The organism is Bittarella massiliensis (ex Durand et al. 2017), from assembly GCF_009876955.1.
Lineage (GTDB): Bacteria > Bacillota > Clostridia > Oscillospirales > Ruminococcaceae > Bittarella > Bittarella massiliensis.
Window position 1 is genome coordinate 57,435 of sequence record NZ_WWVY01000015.1, and the last position, 15,952, is coordinate 73,386.

The window sequence follows — 15,952 nt, forward strand, 5'->3', positions numbered from 1 at the left end:
AACAGGAGGGGATTTTTGATGTTTCGACACGGCAAGCGGGGGATCGCCCTCCTCTGTGCCCTTCTCTGCGCGCTGCTCTGCCTGGGGGGCCCTGCAGCGGCCCTGGCGGCACAGCCCCAGGCCACCGCCACCGTGCGGGTGGGGTTCCCCATTTTGCAGGGTTTTTCTGAAAAGACGGCGGACGGGGAGTACACCGGCTACACCTACGAGTACCTGCAGGAGATCGCCAAGTACACCGGCTGGGAGTACGAGTTCGTCGAGGTCGAGGGGGACATCAACACCTCCCTCACCACCCTGCTGGACATGTTGGAGTCCGGGGAGATCGACCTGATGGGGGGGATGCTCCGCAGCGAGCAGACCGAAGAGCTTTACGACTTTCCCGAATACAGCGCCGGCACCTCCTTTGCGGTGCTGACGGTCCGCGCCGACAACACCCGCTTCAGCGAGAGCGACTACTCGGCCCTCTCCAACATCCGGGTGGGGGCCCAGGCCACCGCCAAGCGGCGCATCCAGCACTTCGAGAGCTTCTGCACGGCCAACAACATCGACGCCCAGGTGGTGACCTATCAGGGGGAGGACCCCTGGCTGGATGCGCTGGACAGCGGCGAGGTGGACGCCCTGTTGGAGGCGGACACGGCGGTGGGCTCGGACCGGCGGATCATTGCCCGCTTTGCCGAGAGCCCCCACTACTTTGCCACCACCAAGGGGAAGACCGACATCATCAGCGGTCTGAACACCGGTCTCGCCAAGATCCGCGAGGTGGATTTCCACTACGACACCCAGCTCTACGAGAAGTACTTTGGGGAGAACGACGACCCGACCCTCTTTTTGAGCCAGGAGGAGCGGGACTATATCTCCTCCAGCGGCACCCTGCGGGCGGTCTACCCCGCCGGATGGGACCCCCTACACCACCAGGAAAAGGGGGAGTTCACCGGGGTGAGCGCCACCCTGCTGGAACAGATCGGCCGCGAGACCGGCCTCTCCTTTGACTGCCGCGAGGTGGCCAGCTACCAGAAGGGAGTCGAGATGGTCCAGGCGGGGGAGGCCGACCTCCTCATCGGGTCGCCTCCCAACGCAGAGGCGGCCACCGAGGCCGGCCTCACCCTCACCCAGTCCTACCTGCCCTTACAGCGCATCCTGGTGCGCGGCAACGCCACCGACCCCGGCAGGGAAAACCGCTCCGCCTGCCTGCGGGGCTACCCGGTCAACGATGAGCTGGCCGGGCAGGAGATCGTCTGGTATGATACCCCCTTGGCCTGCCTGCAGGCGGTGGAGCGGGGAGAGGTCGACTCCTTTGTCACCAACTCCTACCTGCTGCAACAGTACCTGCAAAACCGCTCCTCCCGAAACCTGGTCTACTCCCCGCTGGACGACTCCTCCGCCGGGCTCTGCCTGGCGCTCCCCCGCCCGACGGACACCACCCTGCTCACCGTGCTCAGCAAGGCCATCGGCAGCATCTCCGAGCGGGAGCGGCAGGACGCCGTCTTTCAAAACACCCTCACCACCCAGCCAAAGGTCAGCCTGATGGGGTTGCTCTACGCCTACCCCCTGCAGTCGGTGCTGATGGTCGTCGCCCTTTTCGCCGTGGTGCTGGGGCTGGTCATCTTCTTTGTGCGCACCAAGATCCGCCACCAGCAGCGGCTGGTGCTGGACGGGCAGCGCTACCGTACCATCGCCGAGCTCAGCGACGAGTTCCTCTTTGAATACGACGTGCGGGCCGACTCCCTCACCGTGTCCGACAAGTTCGCCAAGGCCTTTGGCTGCGACCTGGTCATCCCCCACTACCGGGCGCGGGCGAGCGAACTCTTCCCCAACCTGTCGGGGTGGGATGAGCAGGTGGTCAAGCAGATGTTCGATCTCAACCAAAAATCGGTTCAGGCAGAGATGCGCTGTACCCTGGCCGACGGCTCCTCCGCCTGGTTCTCCCTGCTGCGCGTCTGCCTCTACGACGATGAAAACCGCCCCCTCTACTGCATCGGCAAGCTGCGCAACATCGAAAAGGAGCGGGCCGAGCGGGTCTCCCTCCTCCACCGCTCCCAGACCGATGGGCTCACCGGGCTCTACAACCGCAGCACCTGTGAAAAGGAAGTTCTGCAGCTGTTGGAGGGATTGCAGCCCGGCGAGACGGCCGCCTTCCTCCTGCTGGATCTGGACCGCTTCAAGTCGGTCAACGACCGGTTTGGCCACCAGATGGGGGACGACGTCCTCACCGAACTGGCCCGCTGCATGGAGGAGGCCTTCCCCGGCGGGGTGCTGGGCCGGCTGGGGGGCGACGAGTTCATCGCCTGCCTGCCCAGTTGCAGCGCCACCGAGGCCACGCAGTTGGCCGAGGGCTTCTGCCGCCGGCTGGTGGAGCGCTGTGAAAACCGCCACGCGGACATCAGCGCCAGCGTGGGCATTGCCATCGCCCGGCCGGGCGACACCTTTGAGGAGCTGTACCACCGCTCGGACAAGGCCCTTTACCAGGCCAAGGCAGAGGGGGGCAACACCTTCTCCCTGGACGGCTGACCGCCTCCCCCTCTTCAAAAACACAAAAAGAGCGCCCCTCCCCTGTCGGGGATGGGCGCTCTTTTTTCTGTACTCTACCCGCTATTGGCCGGGGTCCTCCTGGTCGAGGACCACCGAAAACTGAAAGAGGTCGGCCCGATAGAGGGACTTGACCACCTCCAGCGGCTGGCCGGTGTTGTCGGAGGTGACCGACTTCACCAAGAAGGCGGGGGCCCCCACCTTCTGCTCCAGGAGCACCGCCTCCTCTGGGCCCAAAAGGGCGATCTCCAGCACCTCTTCCGAGTGGACGGGGTAGATGTTCTTCAGCTTTTTCAGGTAGCCGTAGGAAAAGACGGTGGCGGGATCGCACTCCATCTGCCCCTCAAACCGGCTAAAGCTGCGAAAGGTCTCGTTGAGGACGGCGGGGGTGTCGTCGGCATAGCGCACCCGGTAGAGGCGGATGGCCTTCTCCCCCTCCCCCAGGTGCAGGTTCTCCCGCACCCGGGCCGGGGGCTCGTCCACCACCTCGTAAGCGAGCACCTTGGTGGAGGGGTTTTTGTTGTTGCGCTCAAACATGTCGGTAAAGCTCTGGATCCCCTGCAGCCGGTTGTCGATCTTCTGGTTGTAGACAAAGGTGCCCTTGCCCTGGCGGCGGCGGGCATACCCCTCCTCCACCAGGTCGTTGAGGACCCGGCTGGCGGTGTTGCGGCTGACGCCGTACTCCTCCACCAGTTGGGCCTCACTGGGGAGCTTGTCGCCATTTTTGTAGATGTCCGCATCGATCTTGTGGATGATGTCCTGTTTGATTTGGTTGTATAAAAAGCTCTTGGCCACCCGCTCTGCTCCTCTCCTGTCATCAAGCGCCACAGCGCACCACTTTACAGTATCTATTATACCCTATCCCTGCAACCGGTTGCCAGTCGTGTTTTCCCCATAGTTGACGCCAAAAGTTTGGCGCAATTGCCAGGGCACCTCTCGGGGGACAAAAAAGCGGGCCGCCCCCTCAAAAAGAGGAGCGGCCCGCCTGCCGGGTGCGCAGGTATCGCTACCAGAACAGCCAGCCAAAGATGCTGCCAAAGCCCGCCAAAAGACCGAAGAGGAGCGCGATCAGCGGCGAGGCGGCGGCGAGGACGGTGAAGATCAGCGACCGGTTGGCTGCCGTGTGGGCCCCCGCCAGGTCCCCTCGCCCCAAAGCGCCCTCGATCTGGGAGGCGTAGACGATCCCCCCGATGCCGATGAGGCCGAAGGGAAAACAGAAAAAGCAGCCCAGCAGGGTGGCGAGGATGGAGAACACCAGATAGGTGCTGCTCGACGGCGCGCCGGGGTAGACCGGCCGCGGAGGCGGTACCGGGGCGGCGCCATAGGGCGGCGGAGGCGGCGGCAGGGGAGCGCCGCACCGCTGGCAAAAACAGCAGTCGTCCTCCCAGCGGGTGCCGCAGTGGGGGCAAGTCTTCATCGCAGATCCCTCCTGTTTCACAGGGGGTCAAACGCCCCCTTTTACCCCTTCAGGATACCGCAAAGCCGGTCGGGGCGCAACCGGCAAAAGGGCGCTAAAATGCGCACAAATTTCTTACGATTGCAAAAGAGGGCCGCCGGGACGGCCTGTCTCGGCGGCCCTCCTTCCCTTCTCAGAGGACCTTGCTCAAAAACTCCTTGGTGCGGGGGTGCTTGGGCGCCTTGAAAATCTCTTCCGGGGTCGCCTCTTCGAGGATCTGCCCCTCGTCCAGGAAGATGACCCGGGTGGCCACCTCTCTGGCAAAGCCCATCTCGTGGGTGACCACCATCATGGTCATCCCCGATGTGGCCAGCTCCTTCATGACGTCCAGCACCTCGCCCACCATCTCGGGGTCGAGGGCGGAGGTGGGCTCGTCAAAGAGCATGATCTGCGGCTCCATGGCCAGGCTGCGGGCGATGGCCACCCGCTGCTTCTGCCCGCCGGAGAGGGAGTTGGGGTAGCTGTCGGCTTTGTCGGCCAGCCCGACGCGCTCCAGCAGTTCCCGCCCTTTGGCCTCGGCCTCCTCCTGGGTGCGGCCCAGCACCTGCACCGGGGCCAGGGTGAGGTTTTTGAGGACGGTCATGTGGGGGAAGAGGTTGAAGTGCTGAAAGACAAAGCCCATCTTGGCGCGCTGTTTCTGCAGCTCTTTGGCGCTTTTTTTGTCGCTGGTGTTGAGCACCTGGCCGTCGATGGTGACGGTGCCGCTCTCGGGCACTTCCAGCCCGTTGATGCACCGCAGCAGGGTCGATTTGCCGGAGCCCGAAGGGCCGATCAGGCAGATGATCTCCCCCTTCTCCACATTCAGGTTGGCGTCTTTCACCGCGTGCAGAGAGCCGAAGCTCTTGTTGATGTGTTCGAGTTTAATCACTTTCAGCCAACTTCCTTTCAATCTTCTTGCCAAAGTGGGAGATGGTCAGGGTCAGGGTCAGGTAGACCACGCAGGCCAGCGCCAGGGGGGGGATGAAGTTGTAGTACCGGGCGCCCAGCACCTTGGCACTCTGGGTCAACTCCACCGCGCCGATGGTGGAGATCAGGGAGGAGTCTTTGATGAGGGTGACAAACTCGCTGACCAGGGGCGGCACGATCCGCTTAAAGGCCTGGGGGAGGATGATGTGGCGCATCATCCCGGTGTAGCTCAGCCCCAGGGACTGGGCGGCCTCCCACTGGCCCCGGTCGACGGCCATGATGGCCGAGCGGATGAGCTCACAGGAGTAGGCGCCGCTGTTGATGCCCATGGCGATGATGCCGATGGCGTAGGGGTCGATGTTCACAGCCGAGCCGGTGATCGCCTTGCAGACAACGGGGAAGCCCAGGAACCAGAAGAGGATCTGCACCAGCATGGGGGTGCCGCGGATGAATTCCACATAGACCGTGGAGATGGCCCGCAGGATCTTGCTCTTGGAGATGCGGGCCGCCGCCGCCAGAATGCCCAGCACCGTGCCGGCCAGCAGGGCGCAGACGGCGATGATGATGGACCAGCCGGCGGAGCGGGCCATAAACAGCAGATTGTCTGCCGCAAAGATTTTTTCCATAATCAGAACAATCCTTTACTCAAATTAGTCGGCGGTGGACACCCCGAGACGGCGAGAGGACAGGCCCGGGGGCCTGCCTCCTCTGTTCGCCGGGGGACACGGGGCCCGCCCGCTGAAAACGATTACTTCTCGCAGGGCGGGGCGCTTAGCCCTCGATCCCCCACTTGTCTTTGAGCTGCTGGGGCGCATCGGAAGCCAGGAACTGGGCGATGGCGCTGTTGATCTCTTTGAGCAGTTCGTTGTTGCCGTTTTTGACGATGATCTGGTTTTCCTCTTTCACCAGGGGGTCGCCGAGGATCTCCAGGCTGCTGTTGGCGGCGACGTAGTTCTTTGCCACCTGGCCGTCGCAGACCACCGCGTCCAGAGCGCCGGTCTTCAGGGCCTCAAACATGACGGTGTAGTCGCCGGGGCTGGAGATCTTGGCGTCTTTGATGTTCTCCTCGGCGGCCTTGGCGCCGGTGGTCTCGGTGCCGGCGCCGATCTTCTTGCCGGTCAGGTCATCCAGGTTCTTGTAGCCGGACTCCTTGCTGACCACCACCAGCTGCTCGCTGATCAGGTAGGTGTCGCTGAAGAGGCAGTCGCGCTCGGGGTCGTAGGTGAAGGCGGAGATGCCCACGTCGATCTGCCCGGCCTGCAGGGCGGTGATGATGCTGTGGAAGTCCATGTTCTTGAACTCCACCTCGATGGCCTTGCCGTCTTTGCCCATGTACTTGGCCAGCTCGTTTGCCATGTCCACGTCAAAGCCCTCGACCTTGCCGTCGGTCCCCAGGGACTCGTAGGGCGGGTAGTCGGCGGAGATGCCCACCACCAGTTTGCCGGGGGTCATGACCTCTTTGTCGTAGGCCTTGCCGGTGGCCTCGGTCTTTTTGCCGCCACAGCCGACTAAGGACAGGGCGCCGATGCTCAGCGCCAGGGTGGTCGCCAGGATCTTCTTGATTGCGTTCATCTTTTGTTTCTCCTCTCAATGTCCGCCGGGCTTTTCTCTCCCCGGCTCTTTATCAAAATGGGTTTGCGGCTTACAGGGTGACGATGCAGAAGCCGTCAAAGGTGTACTTTTTCAGGTGGTTTTCATCCTCCTGGTAGGGCAGGTCGCCGGCCTCGATGGCGGCAAAGGCGTCGGCCACCTGGCCGAGGGTCTTGCCCTCTCTCATGGGCTCGTTGTGGGAGCAGATAAGGGTGTAGTCGCCGTACTTGGCGGCCACCTCTTCCATGGTCTTTTTATAGGTGTCGATGACCGATTTGAGCCCGTCGTGGGAGTCCAGGTGGGCGTAGAGGGTGGCGGGGTAGAAGGTGTCGCCGGTGAAGAGCAGCTTGTTTGCGTCGTCGGCGAGCATGATGCTGTCGGGCGAGTGCCCGGGGGTGTTGAAGGCGGTGAGCACCCGGCCGCCCAGGTCAAACTGGTGCCCGTTCTCGATGGGCTGGTAGTTGCAGGGCTTGATGGCGTACTCCTCGGGGACAAAGTCGTCGGGGTAGGGGATCCAGTTGGAGCCGGGTTTCAGGTTGTCCTCCACCTCCTGGTGGGTGAGCCCCTCTTTCATCCGTCTGATGGCGCCGGGGTGGTTGTAGATGTGCACCTTCTCAAACATCCAGTTGCAGCCGATGTGGTCGAAATGGCTGTGGGTGTTGACCACCACCAGCGGCTTGTCGGTGAGAAAGTCCACCACCTTTTTGATGTTGCCCATCCCCATGCCGGTATCGATGAGGAGGGCTTTCTCGCCGCCCAGGACCAGGTAGGAGATGACCTCCTGGAAGTGGCCCGGCTCGTAGATGGCGTAGACGTCGCAGGGCAATCTGTAGACCGAGAACCAGGGGTCGGGCTGCTCGACTGCTTCCAGGGTCGCGTACTGGGGTCTGGGCAGCGCCTCGTACCAGGCATCTGGCTGAACGGCGTCGGCAATCTTTTCGGGCATGAGAAATTCCTCCTTGTGTGTTTTGGGGTGCTGTCCCCTTTGTTCGGGGGAGTGCATGTATAATTATACGCAAGCATTACCCGTTTGTCTACCCCTTTTCCCCTCTTTTCCCGCCTATCATTCGCAATAAAATATCTTTTGTTTTGTGCGAAACGGCAAAAATATAAATTTATACGGCATATTATTCATTTTTAATGCATTCTCTGTATATTTTGGCCCCTGCAAAAAGGAGGGCCGGGCGGGGCAGACTTGTGGTATAATAAAGCCAAACGACCCGCTCCGCCAAGCGCGGGGGCGGGCAGAGGAAAGGGAGGCGACGGCATGCGGGGACTGGTGCTGTCCGGCGGCGGGGCCAGGGGGGCCTATGAGATCGGGGTCTACCGGGCCCTGGCCGAGGAGGGGGGGCTCTCCTTCGGGGTGGTGACCGGCACCTCGGTGGGGGCGCTCAACGCCGCCCTCATCGCCCAGGGCGACCTGGACCGGGCGGAGTCCCTCTGGCGGCAGATCACCACCGAGACGGTGCTGCAGTTGGACGCGGCGTCCCTGAGCGCCCTCCCCCCCGGCGAGGCGGTGACCACTGCGGTGGGATTTGTCAGCCAATACCTGCAAAACGGCGGCGTCGACACCTCTCCCCTCAAGGCCCTGCTCGAGGACTGCATCGACGAGGGGCGGGTGCGCCGCTCCCCCACCGAGCTGGGGCTGGTGACGGTGGAGTACCCCACCCTCAAGCCCTGTACCCTGCTCTGCCGCGACATCCCCGAGGGCAGGCTCATCGACTATCTGATGGCGTCCAGCTCCCTCTTCCCCGCCCTGCAGCGCTGGGAGATCGACGGCAAACTCTACATGGACGGGGGCTACTACGACAACCTGCCGGTGGAGCTGGCCGGCCGCTGCGGGGCCGACGAGATCTGGGCCGTGGACCTGCACGCCCCCGGCGTCAAGCGGCCGGGCAGTCTCAAGCGCGCCCGGGTCATCGACTGCTACTGGGACCTGGGGCCGGTGCTCGACTTCTCCCCTCGGCAGGCCCGCCACAACCTGGCGGTGGGGGCCCAGGACGGGCGGAAGGCCCTGGGGCTGCGCGACGGGTTTGCCTACACCTTTGCCCGGGGGGAAGGGGATGCCCTCCTCCCCCTGCTGCGCATCACCCGGGCCGAGTTGGAGGCGCTGCTGGGCGGTCTCTCCCCCCTGACCCGCATCGGCCTGCAGCGCACGGTGCGGACCCTCTTTCGCCCCTACAGCTACCGGCTGCGCAGCTACGAGGACATGGCCCTGCGCTGCGCCGAGGTGGCGGGGGAGCTCTTCTCCGTCCCCCACACCCCCACCTACACGGCTGCCGGCTTTCTGCGCTCCCTGCGGGGGCGGCGGGCGGTCTGGGCCAGGCGAAAAAAGCGCTCCCTCTCCCAGGAGGCGGCGCTGCGGATGGCAGGGGAGCTGCGCAATCCCCTGGACATCGCCAAGCTGGGGACGGTGATCCCCAAGGAGGCCATTGCCGCCGCCTTTCTCTACGTTCTCGACCGGGCGGACCAGAAAAGATAAGCGCCAAAAAGCCCTCTGCCGGTCGGCAGAGGGCTTTTCTCTATAAATGGGCACTAGTCGACTTCGTCGACAGAACCGCCGTGGACGACGACCTGTTTTTCCAGCAAGTCGGTGCGCATGTGCAGCTGAAACTGATCCTGTACCTGTAAGCTGTAAGCGACCCGATTTCCCTCGGCGGTAAAGGAGATCCGGTCCATCCGCACCCCCAGCGCATCCAGTTGGTCCAGTATCCCCCGCACGGCGGTGGCAAAGGCCAGCTTGTCGGCAAACTCGCCCTGCAATCTCAAATCCAGGTGCACGCTGTCCAGGTCGCCCAGATCGCCGGTGGAGAACTCCTCCCCCACCTGGGGGTCGCGGATGTCCACCCAGACGCTCATCCCGGCGATCTGCGCGTCGCCCTTCAGCTGCTCGTACAGCTGCTCTTCCAGCTGGCGCTCCACCCGCCGCTCGGCCATCGCTCGCTGGGGGGTGTAATAGTCCAGCAGGGGGGTGGCGGCCGCCGCCCCCACCCCCGCCAATGTCAGCATGAGGCAGAGAAAGCCGCTGAGAAAGTCGTACTTGAACCGCTCTCCCCGCAAAATCACGTGGGAGGCGATGATTTCCAGCCCCAGGACCACCAGCAGCAGCGGGGCCCAGCGCAGGGCGCTCAGGAGCTGGAAGTTGGGGATCACCAGGTTGAGGATGGCCAGGGCGCCGGCGTAGATGAGGGCCAGCCCCAGGCTGAAGGTGCCCACCCGGCGCCGCTTGTCGCGGGGCGGGACCGGATAGACCGGTACCTGCCCCACAGGCGCGCCGTATCCGGGGCCCTGCCAGGGGCCGCCATTGGGGGGCGGGGTCTGGCCGCCGGGCACAGGGCCCGACTGGGGATCGCCGGCCCCCTCCTGCCGGGGAGCGCCCGCGGCAAAGGGCTCCTCTCTGCGCTCGTCCCGGGGGGTGTTACTCTCCGTCATGCTCGCTCTCCTCCTCTCCTTGATAGGGGACAAAGGGGATCTCCTTCTCCCGCTTGTTCCGGCCGATCACCAGGTAGAACCCCAAGGCGATGACCGCCAGCGCCACCACCAGGGTGGGCAGGCTGTTGACAATGTCCCAGAACAGGCCCGAGTGAGCCAGGGCCCGCCGCAGGTAGGGCATCAGCAGATTGTCCAGCAGCACGTACAGCCCCAGGGCGATACAGCCCAGGCCGGCCCAGATCTGGGTCTTGCCGCCCAACCGCTTTTTCAGCCCCTCCATGTCGCTGGGTTTCCAAAGGAAATCGTCGCAGGCGCGGCGGTACTGCAGGGCGTCGTAGGGGAGGCTGCCCAGATTCATGGAGTCGAAGAAGGCGTAGAACCAAATCACCGGGATGGCGAAGAGGAAGAGCCCGATGTTCAGCCACCCCGAGACGGCGATGGCCCCAAAGAAGAGGGCCATCAGCGAGACGCCGCGGCGCATCAGCCCCAGATACATCTGCCCCGCGCCGGGGAGGAGGGACCAGAAGAAGGTCAAAAATTTACTCTTTCTCATTTTGAAATACCTCTCTCAAATCAAATCGGTTCATCAGGTCGCCGGTCTTCTGGCTCACCTGATCCACAAAGGCCGCGGTCTGCCGCGCCAGGGAGGGGGTGTCCTCCTCCCCCTCGGTGCGGGACCAGAAGCTGCCGGTAAAGACCCCCGACACCCAAAAGACAATGGCCAGGCAGGCGGCCACCGCCATGGTGCTCCACTGGCGCAGTTGGAGGCGGCGCTCCCGCCGGCGCAGGGTCTCCATCACCCGGGGGGCGACCGGCTCCCGCGGGGTCAGCAGCCCTGCGGGGGAGAGCAGCGCGCTGTAGGCGGCCACACAGCGGTCACAGCTGGCCAGGTGCTCGGCCACTTCGAGGCGGCTCTCCTCGGGCAGGCCGCCGGCCTGCAAGGCCGCAAGGGCCTGGCCGGTCAGGTGTCCATCTCGGTCAAACAGCGTCATCTTCCCTCTCCCCTTCCAGTTGTTTTTTCAGTCGTTCCCGCCCTCTGGCCAGCTGGGTCTGCACCGTTTTCAGGGGGCGGCCCAGGGTGACGGCGATCTCGGTGGCGGTCCTCTCCTCTAATAGGGAGAGGGCCAGCACACTGCGGTAGGGCTCTTTCAGCCCCTCGATGGCGGCGGCCACCCGCTCCCGCGACTCCCGCTGTATGTACTGCTGTTCCGGCGGCGGGGAGGGGTCGGCCATCCCTGCGGCCAGCGCCCCCTCGCCGTCGAGCTGGGTGCGGCGGCGGTAGCTGCTCTTTAAAAAGTCCTTGGCCTTGTTGGCCGCCACCCGGCAGAGCCAGGGGCGGATGTGTTTGCCCTCGCAGTTGTCGACAAAGCGATAGGCCGCCAAAAAGGTCTCCTGGGTCAGGTTCTGCGCTTCCTGGTAGTCCTCCACCAGCTGGTAGCAGACGGTGAATACCAGGTTTTGGTACTGCTTCATCAGCTCTTCAAATTCGCTCTCCCGCATCCCTGGCATTCCCTCCTTTCAGGCGGCTCTGTCTATAAAACGATCGAGGGCCGCTCCTGTCTTCAACTTTTGCAAAGTTTTTTTATTTTTTGTGCGCAAACCTTTAAAAAAGGGGGCTTCTACCCGGCGGCAGCGCCCCGTTGCGCCCACAGCGGACGGTGGGGGGGCCGCCCCAGCCTTCCAAAAACTCCTCCCCCTTTTCGAGGTCCCCGGATTGGGGGCCCTCGAAAAGGGCGGCGCTCCGCTCGGGAATCCAAAGTCCAACTCGAAAGGGCGGGCGTCCAGCCGGGGGATAGGGCCTGAACCGAAAATGGTGGGGTCCCATCGGGAGAGGCGGCCTCCAACCGGGAAAACGTCCCCCCAACGGAGGGGCGCAAGTTTTATCTGGAAAAGACAAGGGGCCGTCGGGAGGGTCGAGCCCCAACCAAGAAAAGCGGGGCCCAAGTGGAGCGGGCGAGGCCCCGACCGCGTGGGGAAATGGCCAGGCAGAAGGGGCGACAGTCCAACTGGGGTTGGCTAACAGGCCCCTTTTCCCTCAACCTCAGCAAACGGCCGGCATCCCCGCCTGCCCTTTTTTGGCGGCTGGCCCACTCCCCTCCCCCTAAAAACCATATCCTCCCCGCCGGATGACCCCGGCGGCACAGATGAGGGCGACTGGCACCATCCCGGCACTTCCCCGCTGCCGCCGGTTGCTTCAACCCCACAGCAAAAGCCTTTCCTTTCACTGCCGGGGTGGAGACGCCCAGTGGGGGGGCGCGGCGGGCGATATGCAGCTGGGGAAATGCACAAAGAAAAAAGCGGCCTGCTTTCACAGGCCGCTTTTGTGTCGGCATCGCCCTATTTTCCCAGGCAGCTTCCCGCCAAGTATCTTCAGCGCTGCGTAGCTTAACTTCCGTGTTCGGGATGGGAACGGGTGGGTCCTACGCGCCATCAACACCGACTGTCTTTGACGGTGTTTACTATACCACATCTCCCCCGCCTTGTCAACCGTCTCTCCCCTTTTTTGACCGCTCCTTTCCCCCGCCTCCAGCGCCCCCGAAAATGCCTCCCAGATATTGACTTGCAGGGAAAAAAGCCGTAGAATAAAATAAACAAATTAACGGTTCTCGCCTTTTGTGTTTTCGTGTAACACGTACAAATATATTCCAATTTTTTTGGCATATTCCTATATGAGCGGGGTTTTCTCTGCTCTTTTTGCAATTGGCGGCGCCTTTTGAGGAGCGTATTCATGGAACGAAGCAGCGGCGTTTTGTGCCCTGTCACCAGCCTTCCCTCGCCCCACGGCATCGGCACCCTGGGGCAGGCGGCCCGGGATTGGATCGACTTTCTGCACCACAGCGGGCAGCGGTGGTGGCAGGTACTGCCCATCGGCCCCACCAGCTACGGGGACTCCCCCTACCAGCCCTTTTCGGCCTTTGCCGGCAACCCCTACTTCATCGACCTGGACACCCTGGCGGAGGAGGGTCTCCTCCGCCCAGAAGAGGCGGCGGCCCCCGACTGGGGAGACGACCCCCAGCAGGTGGATTACGGCCGCATCTACCAGCACCGGGAGGGGGTGCTGCGCGCCGCCTACCAGCGGGCCAAAAAGCAGACCGACCAGTCGGGCTTTCTCGCCTTTTGCCGCAAACACATCCACTGGCTGGGGGACTATGCCCTCTTCATGGCCCTCAAGGGCCACTTCGGCGGCCGCCCCTGGCGGGAGTGGGAGGAGGACATCCGCCTGCGGGAACCCGCCGCCCTGCGCCGCTACCGCACCCTTTTAAAGGACGACATCGCCTACCACAAATACCTGCAATACCTCTTTTTCAAGCAGTGGGCCGCCCTCAAGGAGTACGCCGCCGCCCGGGGGGTGGGCATCATCGGCGACATCCCCCTCTACGTGTCCATGGACTCGGCCGACGTCTGGGCCAATCCCCAGCTCTTCTGGCTCGACGAGGAGCGGCAGCCCCGCTTTGTGGCCGGCTGCCCGCCCGACTACTTCTCCCCCACCGGCCAGCTCTGGGGCAATCCCCTCTACGACTGGGAGCGGATGAAGCGCTCGGGCTACCGCTGGTGGGTCCAGCGGCTGGGGCTGCAGCTGCAGTGCTGCGACCTGGTGCGCATCGACCACTTCCGGGGCTTCTCCAGCTTCTGGGCCATCCCCTTTGGGGACGAGACCGCCCAGGGCGGCCACTGGGAGACCGGGCCGGGCCTTCCCTTCTTTCAGGCCCTGAAAAAGGCGCTGGGCGACGGCCTGCCCCTGATTGCCGAGGACCTGGGCTACCTGACCCCCGATGTCCACGAGCTGCTGGAGGCAGCCGGTTTCCCGGGGATGAAGGTGCTGCAGTTCGCCTTTGACGGGGGGAGCGACAACGCCTATCTCCCCCACAACCACCGGGCAAACAGCGTGGTCTACATCGGCACCCACGACAACGACACCCTGGCCGGCTGGTTTGAAAAGGCGGGGGAACACACCCGCCAATACGCCGCCGACTACCTGGGTTTTCTGCCGGAAGAGGGATGCAGCGCCCCCTTTCTGCGGGCCGCCCTCGCCAGCGTCTGCGATCTCTGCATCTTTCAGGTGCAAGACCTGCTGGAGCTGGGGAGCGAGGCGCGGATGAACACCCCCTCCACCACCGGCGGCAACTGGTGCTGGCGGCTGATCCCCGGGGCCCTGGGGCCCGAACTGGCAGAGTCACTTCGTCAAAAGACAGCGGCGTATGGGCGGTTGCCCGCCGGCCGCTGAGGGAATACACCTCTCTTTTGAGACCAAACGGGAAAGGAAGGAAATGACCATGAGCTACAAGGACACCTATGCGGCCTGGAGCGCCGCCCTGAAGGGCACCGAATACGAGGGGGAGCTGACCCAGATCGGCGCCGACGACGCCCTCTGCGAGGACAGCTTCTACAAGCCGCTGGAGTTTGGCACCGCCGGCATGCGGGGCACCATCGGCCTGGGCACCAACCGGATGAACATCTTCACCGTCCGCCAGGCCACCAAGGGGCTGGCCGACTACATCAACGAGATCGGCGGGGCCGACCGGGGGGTGGCCATCGCCTACGACTCCCGGCTGTACAGCGACCGCTTCGCCCTGGAGACCGCCCTGGTCCTCTGCCAAAACGGCGTCAAGGTCTACCTCTACGAGTGCCTGCACTCGGTTCCCCAGCTCTCCTACGCGGTGCTGAAGCTGGGCTGCATCGCCGGGGTGGTCATCACCGCCAGCCACAACCCGCCCCAGTACAACGGCTACAAGGTCTACGGGGAGGACGGCGGCCAGCTGGCCGTGGAGGATGCGGCCACCGTCACCGGCTACATCGAAAAGATCACCGACATCTTCTCGGTCGCCCCCATGGAGCAGAAGGCCGCCGAGGAGGCGGGGCTGCTGCACTTCATCGGCAAGGAGATCGACGAGCAGTACTACCAGGACGTGCTCTCGGTCTGCATCAACCGCTCGGCCATCGACGCCCAGAAGGACTCCCTCAACATCGTCTACACCCCGCTGCACGGCACCGGCAACATCCCGGTCCGCACCGTGCTGGGGCGGCTGGGCTTTCAGCACCTCTACGTGGTGAAGGAGCAGGAGCTGCCCGACCCCAAATTCCCCACCGTGAGCGCCCCCAACCCCGAGGACCCCGCCGCCTTTGTGCTGGCCACCGAACTGGCCAACCAGGTGGGGGCCGACATGCTGCTGGCCACCGACCCCGACTGTGACCGGCTGGGGGTGGCCGTGCGGCAGAAGGACGGCTCCTTCCAGGTGCTCACCGGCAACCAGATCGGGGTGCTGCTGCTGGACTACATCCTCTCCCAGAAAACCGGCGACCGCAAGGGCGACGAGTTCGTGGTCAAGTCCATCGTCTCCACCGAGATGGCCGACGTCATCGCCGCCCACTACGGGGTGGAGCTGCGCCGGGTGCTCACCGGCTTCAAGTTCATCGCCGAGCAGATCAAGCTCAGCGAGCGCACCGGCAAGGGGACCTTCCTCTTTGGCTTTGAGGAGAGCTTCGGCTATCTCAGCGGCACCTTCGTGCGGGACAAGGACGCCTGCATCGCCGCCACCCTCACCACCGAGATGGCCTGCTACTACGCCGAGAAGGGGATGAACCTCTACGACGCCCTCTGCGCCCTCTACGAGAAGTACGGCTATTTCGACGAGAAGGTCCTCTCCAAGACCCTGGCCGGCAAAGAGGGGATCGCCAAGATCCAGGGGGCGGTCAAGACCGTGCGGGCCAACGCCCCCAAGGAGATCGCCGGTTACCCCATCACCGCCTACGCCGATTACCTGCTGCAAAAACAGGTAAACTGCGCCACCGGTGAGGAGAGCGCCATCACCCTGCCCAAGTCGGATGTGCTCAGCTACCAGATCGACGGGGGCAGCTTCATCCTCCGCCCCTCCGGCACCGAGCCCAAGCTGAAGGCCTACCTCTCGGCCAGCGGCAAGACCCAGGCCGAGGCGGACGAAAAGTTTGACAAGCTGGTCACGGCCGTCAGTGCCCTGATGGATGAGCTGACCAAATAACCATTTCCCATTTTTCGCCTTTTGGGGAGGGCGCGCGGCTTTTTGG

The 15,952-nt window shown here is 63.8% G+C and carries 14 protein-coding genes and 1 rRNA gene; 4 read left to right on the forward strand and 11 right to left on the reverse strand.

Annotation, left to right across the window (positions count from 1 at the left end; all coding sequences use genetic code 11):
• Positions 1 to 18 precede the first annotated feature (18 nt).
• Entirely contained in the window at positions 19 to 2,508 is a 2,490-nt protein-coding gene (locus tag GT748_RS13310) for a GGDEF domain-containing protein (protein ID WP_021658221.1), read from the forward strand.
• An 81-nt stretch (positions 2,509 to 2,589) separates the two neighbouring features.
• Here the strand turns inward: GT748_RS13310 and GT748_RS16050 are convergent, their stop codons facing one another.
• From GT748_RS16050 to GT748_RS13340, 6 genes are all read right to left on the reverse strand, one after another.
• Positions 2,590 to 3,321, reverse strand: a complete 732-nt coding sequence (locus tag GT748_RS16050; protein ID WP_059004544.1) for a GntR family transcriptional regulator — start codon at positions 3,319 to 3,321, stop codon at positions 2,590 to 2,592.
• Between the two features lie 211 nt (positions 3,322 to 3,532).
• Complete coding sequence (locus GT748_RS13320) at positions 3,533 to 3,943, reverse strand: CD225/dispanin family protein (protein WP_081692913.1); 411 nt, start codon at positions 3,941 to 3,943, stop codon at positions 3,533 to 3,535.
• A 172-nt stretch (positions 3,944 to 4,115) separates the two neighbouring features.
• On the reverse strand, positions 4,116 to 4,850 hold the full coding sequence (locus GT748_RS13325) for an amino acid ABC transporter ATP-binding protein (RefSeq protein ID WP_021658218.1): 735 nt from the start codon (positions 4,848 to 4,850) through the stop codon (positions 4,116 to 4,118).
• Positions 4,843 to 5,514 (reverse strand): amino acid ABC transporter permease, encoded by a 672-nt coding sequence (locus tag GT748_RS13330; RefSeq protein WP_021658217.1) that lies wholly within the window; start codon positions 5,512 to 5,514, stop codon positions 4,843 to 4,845. The genes GT748_RS13325 and GT748_RS13330 overlap by 8 nt, the downstream gene beginning before the upstream one ends.
• 145 nt (positions 5,515 to 5,659) lie before the next feature.
• A complete protein-coding gene (locus GT748_RS13335) occupies positions 5,660 to 6,460 on the reverse strand; it encodes a transporter substrate-binding domain-containing protein (protein WP_021658216.1) in 801 nt (266 codons plus the stop codon).
• A gap of 70 nt (positions 6,461 to 6,530) precedes the next feature.
• Positions 6,531 to 7,424 carry an MBL fold metallo-hydrolase gene (locus tag GT748_RS13340; protein ID WP_044991850.1) on the reverse strand — a complete coding sequence of 298 codons (894 nt, stop codon included), beginning with the start codon at positions 7,422 to 7,424 and terminating at the stop codon, positions 6,531 to 6,533.
• A gap of 321 nt (positions 7,425 to 7,745) precedes the next feature.
• On the opposite strand from GT748_RS13340, the gene GT748_RS13345 reads away from it, so the two are divergent.
• Positions 7,746 to 8,960: a patatin-like phospholipase family protein gene (locus GT748_RS13345; protein ID WP_021658213.1), complete on the forward strand. Its 1,215-nt coding sequence runs from the start codon at positions 7,746 to 7,748 to the stop codon at positions 8,958 to 8,960.
• 53 nt (positions 8,961 to 9,013) lie between these two features.
• Here the strand turns inward: GT748_RS13345 and GT748_RS13350 are convergent, their stop codons facing one another.
• The 5 genes from GT748_RS13350 to rrf form a co-directional block, all read right to left on the reverse strand.
• Positions 9,014 to 9,910, reverse strand: coding sequence for a hypothetical protein (locus tag GT748_RS13350; protein ID WP_021658212.1), 897 nt, complete (start codon positions 9,908 to 9,910; stop codon positions 9,014 to 9,016).
• Positions 9,897 to 10,463, reverse strand: a complete 567-nt coding sequence (locus tag GT748_RS13355; protein ID WP_021658211.1) for a hypothetical protein — start codon at positions 10,461 to 10,463, stop codon at positions 9,897 to 9,899. Before GT748_RS13355 ends, GT748_RS13350 begins: the two co-directional genes overlap by 14 nt.
• Positions 10,450 to 10,902, reverse strand: a complete 453-nt coding sequence (locus GT748_RS13360; protein WP_021658210.1) for a zf-HC2 domain-containing protein — start codon at positions 10,900 to 10,902, stop codon at positions 10,450 to 10,452. The genes GT748_RS13355 and GT748_RS13360 overlap by 14 nt, the downstream gene beginning before the upstream one ends.
• Positions 10,889 to 11,410, reverse strand: a complete 522-nt coding sequence (locus GT748_RS13365) for an RNA polymerase sigma factor (protein ID WP_021658209.1) — start codon at positions 11,408 to 11,410, stop codon at positions 10,889 to 10,891. The genes GT748_RS13360 and GT748_RS13365 overlap by 14 nt, the downstream gene beginning before the upstream one ends.
• An 824-nt stretch (positions 11,411 to 12,234) precedes the next feature.
• Positions 12,235 to 12,351 (reverse strand): 5S ribosomal RNA (gene rrf, locus GT748_RS13370).
• Between the two features lie 287 nt (positions 12,352 to 12,638).
• Between rrf and malQ the strand changes: the two genes are divergently transcribed.
• Positions 12,639 to 14,135 (forward strand): 4-alpha-glucanotransferase, encoded by a 1,497-nt coding sequence (gene malQ, locus GT748_RS13375; RefSeq protein WP_021658207.1) that lies wholly within the window; start codon positions 12,639 to 12,641, stop codon positions 14,133 to 14,135.
• A gap of 49 nt (positions 14,136 to 14,184) precedes the next feature.
• The gene (locus tag GT748_RS13380) at positions 14,185 to 15,906 is read left to right on the forward strand and encodes a phospho-sugar mutase (RefSeq protein WP_044991855.1); all 1,722 of its coding nucleotides are present in this window, start codon (positions 14,185 to 14,187) and stop codon (positions 15,904 to 15,906) included.
• Positions 15,907 to 15,952 lie beyond the last annotated feature (46 nt).